Origin of the sequence: Anaplasma capra (genome assembly GCF_025628805.1) — a bacterium.
Classification (GTDB): Bacteria; Pseudomonadota; Alphaproteobacteria; order Rickettsiales; family Anaplasmataceae; genus Anaplasma; species Anaplasma capra.
In genome coordinates, this window is the sequence record NZ_JAOTBG010000001.1 from 1 (window position 1) to 13,172 (window position 13,172).

Here is a 13,172-nt window from a genome sequence, read left to right on the forward strand (position 1 = left end):
GCATCAACTGGACAAGCCTCCTGACAAAAACCGCAGTATATGCACTTGGTCATGTCTATATCGTATCTTATTGCTCCACGACTGCCATCTTCCAGTTCAGCTGCTTCTATGGTAATAGCCTGCGCAGGACACACAGCCTCACACAATTTGCACGCTATGCAGCGCTCCCGCCCATCAGCATACCTTCGAAGGGCATGCTCACCACGAAACCTCGTGCTCAATGGACCTTTCTCAAAAGGATAGCGTAGTGTCGCTTTGTGTTTAAACATGCTTACCAGCGTTAGCGAAAAACCTCTAACATTCGTACGCACAAACCTCAACAGAGCACCAAGAAGCCGCACAGCTATCTCACAAATTCACTATTTTATAGCACGCAAAATCCGATCAGTCCTAATCCCAAATGGAAACCATCCATCACCCTTCCTAAATGAAAGCGCGATAATCAGGGCCTTGCCTACAATATTCTCTATAGGTATGTTCCCAACCTCCGTAACAAAGCGGCTATCCCTGGAATCATCTCTATTATCACCAAGTACAAAAATGTGCCCTTGCGGGACCACATAAACTGGCGTGTTGTCTAAAGAACTATTCTCCAGCTCATCCAATACCTCGTAGGATCTACCGTTATATAGGGTCTCCACATATCGCTTAACAGACTTAACCCCGTCGAAAAAGTCTTCAACTTGCTTATACCCCATTTCCTCCCCGTTAATATACAGGTGCCCACCAACGATCTGCACCTTGTCCCCGGGAAGACCTACAACCCTCTTCACATAGTTGGTACCGGGATTAGAGGGAAGACGAAACACAACAACATCACCAGCCTGAGGAGGAGTGTAGAACACCCTACCCTTTAAGATGGGAGGAGACAGCACGATAGAGTAGCGACTATACCCGTAGCTGTACTTACTCACAAATATATAATCCCCAGCAAGCAGACCGCTCTTCATCGAGCCAGAAGGTATGTGAAATGGCTCAACCACAAAACTACGAAACACAGCTGCAGCCACCAATGAAGCCGCTAGTACACCAAGAACCTTTAGTAGAGAAAGGCCCTTCCCTCTCGGAACAGAAGACACAAAACCCCTACTCACAGAGAAAAACTATTGCCGCAGCCGCAACCAGACTTAGCAGCAGGATTTACGACCACAAACCTGGAACCATTAATATCTTCCACGTAGTCTATCGTAGAATTGCGCAAAAACTTCTTGGAACAACGATCCACAAAGAGTATAGGCCTTCCAGAAGCATCTGAAAGTATGAGGTCTGACCCACCCTCAATTTCATCGTTATCCTCTTCCTCATCACCATCCATATCATCAAAGCCCGAGTCATCCTCTTCTGGATACTCGTCATCCACATCATCGCCGTATGACTTATACGGTCCAGTGGTAAATTCGTATTTAAACCCGGCACAACCCCCACTTTGCACAGAAACCTTAAGAAGCGAAGCATCACCCTCTTCTCGCAAAACAGCCATGATCTTACTAACAGCACCCTCAGTGAGAGTGAGCCCACAACCTTCCACACCGGACATAAAAACCACCGAGCTAATGAAAACCCCGGTGAGTGTATCATGAACTTTTTTGGCATGTCAAACAGATTGCAAAGTGCACATATCGCGCATACGCAGTTGTTATGTCCAGCGGAAAAACACACAAATCTGTGACGTGTATCACTAAACAAATTCCAGTGGGGCTACTATGCTAATAGCGCGCTCACCGCGCTATTAAGCCTATTATCGAGTTACATGGTATGCGCAGTGCAAAGTGCCACAGATAAACGTGCATGCAACGTGTTCACGCAAACATGAATTAGACTATTTGTGGTTCTGCAGCAAGCATTGAAAGCTGTATTTAATTGCGCCACACAAGCGGGATACCGGACCACATATTTACCATATATTAACATAATTACAGGTAGCATTTTTGTAAGCCAACACAACTTAGAGGGTAGTCGGATCCAGCATGGAGAGCCATTCTCCGCTTACTAGTCTCAACTTCAAACACAGTTGGCTCCAAAATCCAATTCTACAAACGTCTAAACTCGGAAACACTCATATGACTGAACACAGCAACGATGCCGCTGCGGCAAACGACAACGCCCAACATACCATAAGCCAAGGAGCTGCAACTACGCCGCAAGGGCGGGGCGCCACAGCAAATCACAAGGATGCCAACGACGCATATAGCAAGGGAATCCCACAGTTAGAACAGTACATAGAACAACATCAAAATTTGGACACCACCGAGGTGCTGGGGTTTGGAACCTCGTCGTGTCTTCTGGAAAAGGCAGTAAAGGATGGGAATGTGCGGGCGGTGGAGTTGCTTAGTCGGAATTTCTCTGATTCAGTATTACAAAGAACTCTTCACCTCAACGCAGATGGGAAATCTCTGCTCGACCAAGCAATAGACTGTCACTTTGACAAAGATCCAGCAGTCGCCCTGGAGATAGTAAAGAAGCTGTGTGGTACTTTTGCTGCAGGTGTAGCAGATGATGCTCTTAGTGCTGCCAAGGATATAATAGAATCCTTGCACAGCAAAGCCGTAGCCAAGGGAGCTAGTGATATTTCTGCATACTGTACAGATACCCTAAAGGTTGGCGACACGAGCAATTGGCTTAGATATCCTATATCCGTTACTAGTGCGTCAGAAGAATACCGCAATCGTGCACAATCAGCTTTTGACGCTGCCAAGGAGCTGAGCGATAGCGCACAACAAGGAAAATCAAGCAATAATCCCGCTACTGTTATCGCTAATGACAAAGATGCGCTCACAAGCGCATACACAAGCGGTGGGATAAACGGCTTAAGACAAAAAATAAACTCTTTCATAGCTGAAGGGAAGAACACAAGTGATGTGCGCATTGCGTTGGGAAACACAAGCAGCGGTGTGATCTCGGAAGTAACTAAGAGTATGGACAGAGAAGCAGCCTCATTTCTGTCTACACTATGCAACAATGTTGTGGTGCAAGAATTTAGAAATGCGGGTTTGATCGAAGACAGTAAGTCGGCTGCATCCAAGGATTCTGAGAGTGTTGATGCAGCGGGCACAAGTGGTCAGGAGAATGACCTGGTGGCGCAACAACCTGCAAACGAAAACGAGGAAGTAGCACTAGCCACCCAAGATGAGGGAGCAGCACGTGGTGACGAGCCCCACAGTACTGATGGCCTCGCAGGGGATATGGGCACACAAGGTTCTCCCGGTACTATCGAAACCCGTAGTAGCGGAGATTCCGAGGTAGAAGGAAGTGAGCAGGAAGCCCAAATCCACTCCTCAGATGAGGAAGAAGCTCTAGATACGGAGGGAGAGAGCGAGACGCAAGACGAACGTGAGCAGCTTGCTAACGAAGTGAGCATTGATAACGCAGCAGAAGCAGATAAAGATTCTGAACCTGAACCGCATGATGCTAATCACAACAAAAAGGCTCCAGCAGCAAAGCGTAATAAGGCAAAGCACCAGCAAAAGGCACATCTGGCACGTACCTTGCACCGCAGCCACGGTCACCACGATGACGCAGAACAGGAACTCCATGCTGATACAGCACCCAAAGGCGAGAAGTCATCTGAGCAGCAAGCTGGTGGCATAAGTAATCTAACGCAATATGCAACGTCAATCGCAGATAGAACCAAAGAAGCGATGTCTGGTCTTGCGGGACACGTCGGGACCGCAGGTAATAAAATTACCACAGCCTTGGAGCATCTTAAAACCGTAGTGGAAACCGCAGCGAGGGAAGTACGAGGGGCAGTACGTCTGGGTGTGACAGAACTTAGGATCAGAATTTGGGACGCGCTATATGGGCTCTTCGTCGCTATACGCGATTTCCTAGAGAACCTAGGCTCCAAAATAAAGGCGCAATTCAAGAGCCAGGTAGATAGGTTAGCTGGCATCCGAGATTCGATAAAGGATTCACTGCCTTCTGTTGATGTTATCAAAAACGACTTGCTGAACAGCAAGCACAACCTCTTGGAGTTTGCAGCACTTGCTGAGTTCCACGTGAGGAGCACGATAGACGGAATGCTGCTATCAGCGCAGGGCGCAGGAAGAGAAGTTGGGACACGGCTGAGCGACACAGCAAGGACAGCACAGCGACGGGTCTCTAGCGCCCTCAGTAGCCTAAAGACGAGCATTGAAAGCGCAAGAAGCTACATGGCTGCGCAGAAGGATAGAGCCGTTGCAGTACCTGCACACATGCTTGAGAATATTAAAGGAAGGCTGCAAGAGCTTGTTAGCGCCGTAGCACATCTCTTAAATAACCTAGGCTCCGCAGTGAAGGCGCGTTATGACACCCAAGTTGCAAAGCTAGCCACCATCCGGGATATATTCCCACAAGTAGTGAGGCCAGCACCGTCTGAGGCCCAGGATACCCAAGCGGGAGTCGATGGCCTGGCAACTCCCACCGCTACCAAACAACAAACTGAGGTGCCGGCACATACCGCCGAACACGGCGCATCCGCTCCTACCGAACTCTGCAGCGGCATATTAGAAGCCGCAACGCAAGGCAAGTTGCCAAGCGCCCTGGAACAGCGCTCTGAAGCCCTGACAAACCCCGAAACATTGTATGCTGTCCTGTCACACAAAAATGAACAATCGCTAGGTGCGCTTGATTTATGTGTCAGATCGGAAAACGTCAGGGATCTAATCTCTACAGTAAGAATAGTAAAGAGCTTAAACAACCGAGCACTAAATTCGGTGCTCGCTTGCCACTTGGTAAAAAGTGGAGGGCAAAGCGGTAAGTCCATTATCCAAGAAATCATGGATATTGCAGCAAACAATAGCAACCAGCTGTCCGACGTGAAAGAGCTGGTTACAGAGCTCGTAGGTGGGCTTTGCTACAGTCTCGGCAGTGTAGAAAAAAGGTTGTTGGCAGGACACGTGGCATCCGCAGCCTTGCAATCCGGTGTCATAGATATACTCGATCAGGCAATGAGTGCCGCTCCCATAGCAGAAGAAGGGCTGACCCAAAATCCAACACTAGACACCATCGCCCAAGGTATCATGACGTGGATCGAGAATGCGAAAGCCGATGTACAGGAAAGCAAGGTACACACAGGGGTACTGTTGCTGAAGAAGTTCAATAAGATAGCTAATGATACTGCACAAGAGATGGCTGCTAGGTGCTCATCTGATACCATTGCCGAGCTGGTATATAGGGTGGCATGCGAGCACGACATAATCAAAGCGGAAGCGGCAGACAACACCGCTGTACCGGCTTATGCTGCAAGATACGAACTTTCCCGTGCCATGAGCGTGCTGCGCTCTGAGTACGCAAAATGTGCGCAAGCTTCGGCAGCATACAGCAAGCACGCCCCAGAAAGCGGACTCACTGCAAATTTGGCGGGGATTTTCAAGAGTGTAGGCGAGCTGACCGGTAGGCAGCTAGCCGATGTGGCCACACAACTTGTGACAGATACTAGGAATCTGACTGATAGTATACAGAGAATCAGCAGCAACCCAGCAACGGGTAATGCACTCACGGAAATCGAGGATGTGGTAGCTAGCTATACAGTTGGAATATCAGCTCTAATTGGGAGCGCAAAATTGTCCAACCCACAAGAATCTCAGAGCGCATTCCACAAACCCGTACCCTTGGCACAAGAGGGTGGCGGGCATTCAAGGCAGGCAAGTCTCCTAGCAATGGCTTTGAAGCAGCTGCATAACGCTGCAGATCACGCATACAGCTCCTACTCGGGGCCGTTCCGTGACGCTAGTATCGAAAGCCTTACCAATAGTTTGGTTAGTGCAGAAGAGGACATAGCAAGTGCTGTAAAAACACTTACAGACTCGGGCGCACCTGGCGTTACCGTAGATTTGAAAAACGCAACACGCAGAATGGCCTGCGCAATTTCTGAAAATGCACATGTGGTCTTCTGCAGTCCAAAAATACTAGAAGAGATGCTACACGCGGCAACGCTACTTGGCATGGCTGCTGGGCATACGAGGTCAAATGAAGAGCAACTCGATACCGTTAAGGACAGTACCTACAATGAACTAATTACCTCCTTCGAAGAGAAGACGGCCGATGCATGTTATCATCTAACGTCAGCGCTTAACTCCATTGAGAAACACATCGAATCCGGGTCGCAGGGGACACATCAGCAGGACATAGGAAGCAAGCTGCGCGCCGCAATGAGCACAATTAAGCGGGGTTCGTCGCTGATCTCTCAAAATGTTCCCCCAGCACCACAGGTAGAAACTTTGCTGACACGGGCAAAAAATGAGCTGTCACAGCTTACAGGAGATGCTCCGCTGCACTTGCGGGCAGCAGCAAGTAGCGTGGTGGAACACATCGTAAGGGCAATTGAGTGCCTTGGGCAGGCAATACAGAGATTGCGTGATGTGTGTGTGCATCTAGCAAGAAAATCTCTGGGTAACATAGATGCAGTGTATAACCTTGGCTCCCCCGAACGTAACCCACTGTCCACAATACCCGCTATACGCACAAGAATACGAGAAACAGAAACAGCGCTTTCTCGCAGCGAGTTAAGCGATGCTGATAAACTAAAAGAGGCACTGAGCTCCGCAGATTCCGTACTTGCCGAAATATACAATAGCCTACCATCTCGAAAACAAGGCTTCCTGGACGGCAATGCGCCACAATCGCCCCTGCACGAATGCGTGAGACAGATCTCCCAATATGACCAGATAGTAACAACACCACCGTTGAATAGCAAAATACAAGGCGTGATCACGGATCTGGAGGGAGTGGTCAGCAAGCTTGCGGATATCAAGACGTTGAACACATTGAACGAGTCCCCAGCTGTGGAGATCCCTGAAACATTCGCCAGGAATTCACTGCAGGCACTTGCACACATGCTACGGGTGCGCTCTGCCCTAGCTGGCGTGCGAGCCTCAGTAACAAGTGGGCAGCTGGAAGAAATAGCAAGCACGCTCCTTCCGGTCTCCAATGGAAGGTTTATGATCACCAGTGGAGCTGATCTCGCAGTTGTGTTGAAAAAGGTCATAGAGGAGCATCACACCACTCATAGCAAGAATACAGTTAGCAGAGCTGCCCCCATTGCAATACTCAGCGAGATTGCAGAGGAAGTGGTAGGCAGCACTCACCATGTCGCATCAATCGTACCAGTGCAGTTTGTATATAACACTCTGGCAGCGTGCTCCAGCGCAATGCAGCTCAGCGCGGCTGCAGATGGAATCAGAGCTGAAGTATCCAAAGATACGCTCAACAAAATCATGATTGCAGGGCTTCCCCGTGACGTTAGGAACAGTCGTATGATTTCAGATCCGGGTGTCATCGCCTCTATAATGGACAACTTCGTTCAGCAGTATAGAGACTCAATGTATCGAGACGCAGTGCATGCTGCAAAACACTCTCTGGACCGGAGCTGTGTAGATTTAATTAAACAACTTGTCAATCGCGGAAGTGAGTTCAGCCTAAGCAAAGAGGTGCCTGAATCCATATACTCAGTAGAACCGCGTGCGGAACTCTTGGAGGCAACTCTGGGACAAGCACTCAGCAAAGCACTGAGCGGAGATGCGCAAGTAGGTACAAAAGCGAGCGACGGCAGCACTGATTTAGGTAGCAATGATACAGTTATACTAAAAAGGGATATTGCGCGAGCCGTACTCACAGCGTCAATGTGCGCCCTACAAGATGTAATAATCACTGGACGAAAAGGGCGTATGGAGGGTGAACCTAGTGTGCCCAGTAACATCATAGGTGCACTTGTAGACGATGCGGCGTGGAGGAACGCCGACGATGACAATGATGTGTGGCTTAACCGTAAAATCATCTCCGAGGTACTTGTAGATCTTCGTGAGAGAATGAAAGATCTCGGTGTGCTCACCAACAATGAGCAAATCAGGACCAGCATGGTAGAGCGATTTGTGGGCACTGTGCTTCGCAGTGCTGTGATGTACAAACGCTCCAGTGGGAATCAAGCAGAAGTGGCACACGACAATGCAGAACAACAAATAGAAGGTGAGGTAGTCCGGGCGTACGTAGCAGATGTGCGGGAAAAATGCCGAGATGAGGCATCCACCGCACTGCAAAATATTAAGAACAATATCGGCGACGAACACGCTGCTCGCATCTGCGCTAAGGCGGTAGAAATTACAACTGCACTTATGCACGACGAACGCGGTCAGGCTCACAGCAATGTTCCTGATTGTATCTACACCGCGTTAGCGATGAACGTCGCAACAGACATCTCTGGAGCACTGGGTGCGACACAACAAAATATGGGGAGTCTTTTAAAAGTTGGAGCGAACTTTAGCAAGAATGGCATTGTGAATATATCACAAGAATTCTTCACCGCCTTCTTCAAAGAAATTCGTAACATTGCAGAAGGATACACAGTAGGAGAGTACGCAGCCTTCGGAAGTCTCACAGATAACATGATAGAGCACCTAGCGCGTGATACTTTCACGATCTACAACGCTGCTTCTAGTGTATGGAGAGACGGCGTGGTAACAAGAGTATGCAACACCGCTTCTGTGATTAGGGACAAGCAGTATCATGCCATCACGCAAAATAGCGTAGATCAGGTCCCACATGATCTTGCAAGGAAGGTATTGGCCGCATCCATGGAAGCAGTGAGCGAATCCGTTGGAATAATGCAGGGAAATGCAGAGGTCCACTGCACACGGGAACAGATTGACAATATCGTAAGCAGTGCACTTAGTGGCGATGGTAGCTCATCAGCAACGAAAGGTAATCAGACTATCACCCACACCCTAATACTCAATATGCTCACCGAGCTGAACAGCGTGATGCTGAGCCGCATCCCGGCACATGGGGCAGATGCCAGTAATCAGGTTCCTCTAGTTCCCATAGAGTCACGCTCGCCAATAGCGCGTATGGCGCTATCTACCATTAGGGAGTGCATCCGGACGAGCGATGACGTTGCACTCCAGGGCGCACTACTTGAACACATGCAGCGCAGTATTCATAGAGCTTGCGGTACGGACGTTGTGGTAGAGCCAATGGAGGCACACGCTCGTCCTGGTAGAAGCGAGCTGAATCAGGCACCCGAGCTGGTCTTGAATTTGGCTACTGTTCTCACCGGATTGACTGACGCTAGAGATGAGATGTCAGGTATAGCTGACAACAATAACCTATATGCTGCACAAAAACAGCGTATAAGTTCCGCGATACGTGAGACAGAGGATTTAATAACTGACATAAGTACAAGTGGCGTTAGAGTTGCATCCAGCAGAGTAAAGGAGGCTATAGGATCGATCATTGGAGCTCTTGAGCGCATGAGCAGTGAGAGCAATCTTACCTTGAGAGATTCATACGCGATCAGCGTTGCATGCGCTTCTCTTGTAACACAGCTTGGACTAGTGGAAGCAAGCTTAACAGGGAACTCTAGGGTGGTTTTCGAAACAAGCGATACACGCGGAGCTGCACCCCGTATGGTTGAGGCCGCTGCCACATTGGACGACCCTGTCTATAAAGATGCAGGGCCTGTAATAGAAGATGCGCTCTCTGCTAGTTCATCTGGCTTCATGGAAGATTTGCCTGGTCAGACCAATGCCGCTACTAATCAACAGACGCCGTTATCTCCCAACGAGCGCAGCAATGTAGAAATAATAACGCGTCTAGGGCGGACCGCCCGCCTACTTGAAGGCATCAACGAGTTTCTTCTTTCTCAGGGAGATAACATTGACGCAAATCAGGTCAGGCTCATGAGCAATTTGGCGCGTGCCAAGACACACCTGGAATCCGCTCAGAATGCTGCTTTGGACCTAGCACTATGTCAAATTACAAACGCAGAAGAGTCACAACAGCAAAACACGAAAAATCAGCTTGTGGACCACGTGCAGAAGTGTCAAAAATGCCTTTCCGACACGATGCTTGCAGGAGCTCAGCTGTCAGAACATGTGGTGCGCATGCTGAGTGGGGCTCACAGGTCCGCAGCGTTGGTGTCACATACGCTACAGCCAACAATAACAAATGAGCAAGGCTGGCGCATTGTATCACAAGATTTGAAAGCTCAGATTTCGCGTATGATCTCCCTGTCCAGGAGTGCAGCACATAGCGAAAACGCAGTCTCCAACGCTCCTGAGAGTCGTCTTCAGGAGTATAAGAAGAGTGTTCTGATAAGCCTTAGTGAGGCTGAGAACATGGCAAAGTTCCTTGATGAGGGATGCGTGCATGAGTGGGACAGCCCCCTCATAACCGCGATTTCACAAAAGCTCACCAATTGCCAGAATTTCCTGACATCGTTTGCTGCTGCACATGGGGCAGAAGGCGCTGAACAACCCAGCATCCACTTGCAGATCGCTGCAAATACAGTGCGCATGGCTCTAGATCTTATCAGCAGTATACCTGGGCAGGAGGGAGCTTCGCTGCATCAAGGAAGCAGCGGGCCGTCTTGGCGTGATGCCGCACTTATAGACGTGTACGAAGCTGCGCTTAGCGCAGACGCACTGGTTTCCGCAGTATACGTGGACACTGAAGATAGCGGTCTGGTGCTTAAAAAGGGCGCGGCCCAGATTCTCTGTGAGTTGGACAGCCAGCAAGCGTCACACGAACAAGTGCAAGATGCACTTGACGGCCTGGGTACCTATGTGCTAGGTGCAAGGACCCTACTACACAAAATCTGTGGACAACTTGCAAATGATGGGCAGTACGTGCCAGATGAAGAGCACATACGAAGCATCACAGGTGGGTATAGCGGGACAGTGGCGGCTATACTTCCAGAAGTTGTTCATTCACTTGACAAAATTTCGAAGTTGACAAAGTCTGCCGCGCACAAGGCAAGCACAACTGCTGAATGTCAAAATGTTCTAGAAGCAGTAGCTATACATCATGACGCAGCATCAACGGCGCAACAGCAGCGAATGTCAAGCCCCACCGCCGAACAATGGCTCAGAATGATTATTGTTGGTCCATCGGCAACTCCTAGTGTACCTGAGCAGGGTAGCGCAAGTCAGCAGCAGCCTTACTCAGATTGGGCACAAAAAATCAAAGATGTATCACAAAAATTGGAAGGTGCCGCATCGCTGTTGTACGGCTACACACTGGGCGCGGAACTGTCCGCAACAAACAGTAAGATGACCAAGGCCTTGGGGAACGCCGCAAACCTTTTACCTCTTATTGAGGGAGTTGGAGGCGGCAGTATGACCGATGGCTTGTGCGCGAACACTGTAAGCTTAGCTTTCCGACTAGAAGGCCGTAACATTCCTCAGGACAATGTAGGAAAGATCGTAGCAAAGTTTGGGTGTATTGCTTCCAAGCTGGCATTGCTCACATCACTCAGAGATCTAGAGGGCATGGTTTCGGAATTCGAGGCCATGGGCGAATCCGAGCAAAAAGTAGCGGATGCGGTGCGAGATTTCAAGGAATCCGTTGATAACATGAAGTCACTCTCTGAAGAGGTTGTGAACAAGATAGATCAACTGGTATCGCTACAGTCACTGACGTCAGGTACACATGGCCTTATTGTCGAACAAGAGCTAGGAAAAGTCGCTGTCAGCACGCTTACTGGTGATTACGAAAAAGGGAAAAAACTGGACGAGTCAATTAGAAGCGTCAGGAAAGTATTAGGAGAGCGATTCATAATTGCAGATCACACCCTTCTGCAGAATATGTTTAACATACAAGACAAGGACTCCGCTGAAACATATTGTGGTAGCGCGGTATTGCTGCCGACACGAAATTGCATAGAAAGGGTCATGAGTACCATTTCTGGCGCACTGCGGAGTGACCTCATTGATTCAGAGCGCGCACTCAATCTCCTAACGAACGTCCTGAAGAACTCTGAAATCGCAAACACCGTGCATGTAAATGATAGGCAGATGTATGGGCTACGTGAGGCGGACATAACAGATATTCTCATGGCCTTCTACACACGTGACGGTAGAGATGGTATAGAATTTTTACGCGATAAATGCGACTCATACACCATAAACGCTAGCAGAATAGAAGGTGCTATCCTCGCAAAGCTGTGTAACAACGCACCTCTTGATTTGGTAGACCCGCCACTGCTAGACCTGTGCAAGAATGATATATTCACCGATCATGACGAAGCTGCAAGAAAATGCAAAAATGTTGAGGCTAATTTCTTGCGAACATATCTCGATAGGAAGTTTGGCGCTGAACATGACGCCACCGGGCATAAGCCTAGGCATTACATGTTTACACCTTCCCACCCGGATAAGTATCCGTGGTACAAGAGGCTATGGGAAACGATAAAAGTGCTTGTCTCTATGAGACCTGCTGCACCGGACAAGGGTCCGTGGTATAAGCGGGCGCTTCAATATGTTGTGGATTTCATCAAGTATTTCTACGCTGCAACAATGTTGCTAGTAGTGCGATGCGTAAGACCCAACACCAGCACAGAAAAACAAGTGGTACAGGAGCAGCATGCAAGCCACATGGAAAAGGGACGGGATACCGCAGGGAAAGAAGCTTCTGCTTCAGTGGATGCCGAGAGACAATCCAACATCGCGCATTCTCCTTCATCCAGTGCACAATCTGGGTCGAAGAGCGATGGCAACCAGCAAGAACTACGGCCTTCCACCACCTTCGATAATCCCGAGGTTTCCCAGCACGGCGCGGGACAACGCCGTGGAAGCGTTGACAAGTAGCCAGATTCTTACCCCTCTGTTGAGGAGTGCGCTACTAAGAGCTGGAAGAGCTTTTGCGCGCTCTCCAACCGGGGGTAACTAACTGAGAATACGCTAAAGATTCTCACGGTTACCCTCCAATGCCAACGAGAGCACTCATGGGACAGTATGTTAATTGAGTGTATCGGAATGGGGCTGGCATAACCATTCGGCAACTCTGTGGCAGCTCTGAGAGATTAAGTCATGCTTTACCGCAAGGCATCTATCCAACTTAGCAAAAACCAAGTTTAGGTTCTCCAGCGTGGAGGGGTCACTATCACGTAGTAGGGCGTGCGTATTGCCTCTAATCTTGCTACGTGCTTCTTCCAAAAGCTGTAGCAACACCATTTCTATGTTTTGCAATTCCCTAAATTTCCGCATGTCACGCAGGCGTATACACTCTACCTCTTTTTCCACAACAAAAACAATGTGTGCCGTGAGTTCCATCACGTACTCAAGGGGCCTCCGCTGCACCGTAAACCACAAAACACCTACGAACCACCGAGCTTCTCAGAAAAATCTTAATCTTGTGTTACGAATGGAGGTCCCAAACTGGTTGCACAAGCTCAGGAGTAAAAAGTGCGCAGTCACGGAGAA

Annotated in this window: 5 protein-coding genes; 1 reads left to right on the forward strand and 4 read right to left on the reverse strand. The window is 49.1% G+C overall.

Annotated features, from left to right (window positions below; translation table 11 throughout):
• The 3 genes from nuoI to OC187_RS00015 all read right to left on the reverse strand — a co-directional run.
• Nucleotides 1-269, reverse strand: a 269-nt coding sequence (nuoI, locus tag OC187_RS00005; protein ID WP_262997996.1) for an NADH-quinone oxidoreductase subunit NuoI, incomplete at its 3' end; no start/stop codon positions are given.
• A gap of 90 nt (nt 270-359) precedes the next feature.
• The gene (gene lepB / locus OC187_RS00010; protein ID WP_262997981.1) at nt 360-1,079 is read right to left on the reverse strand and encodes a signal peptidase I; all 720 of its coding nucleotides are present in this window, start codon (nt 1,077-1,079) and stop codon (nt 360-362) included.
• Between the two features lie 11 nt (nt 1,080-1,090).
• Nucleotides 1,091-1,537, reverse strand: coding sequence for a HesB/IscA family protein (locus OC187_RS00015; protein ID WP_262997980.1), 447 nt, complete (start codon nt 1,535-1,537; stop codon nt 1,091-1,093).
• A gap of 523 nt (nt 1,538-2,060) precedes the next feature.
• On the opposite strand from OC187_RS00015, the gene OC187_RS00020 reads away from it, so the two are divergent.
• Complete coding sequence (locus OC187_RS00020) at nt 2,061-12,557, forward strand: hypothetical protein (RefSeq protein ID WP_263008453.1); 10,497 nt, start codon at nt 2,061-2,063, stop codon at nt 12,555-12,557.
• A gap of 150 nt (nt 12,558-12,707) precedes the next feature.
• Here the strand turns inward: OC187_RS00020 and OC187_RS00025 are convergent, their stop codons facing one another.
• Nucleotides 12,708-13,049, reverse strand: coding sequence for a hypothetical protein (locus tag OC187_RS00025; RefSeq protein WP_263008454.1), 342 nt, complete (start codon nt 13,047-13,049; stop codon nt 12,708-12,710).
• Nucleotides 13,050-13,172 lie beyond the last annotated feature (123 nt).

What these genes read in the sequence shown, in the direction of transcription:
- OC187_RS00020 (WP_263008453.1), top strand. Translation starts at nt 2,061, where the DNA reads ATGACTGAACACAGCAACGATGCCGCTGCGGCAAACGACAACGCCCAA.
- OC187_RS00015 (WP_262997980.1), bottom strand. Translation starts at nt 1,537, where the DNA reads ATGTCCGGTGTGGAAGGTTGTGGGCTCACTCTCACTGAGGGTGCTGTT.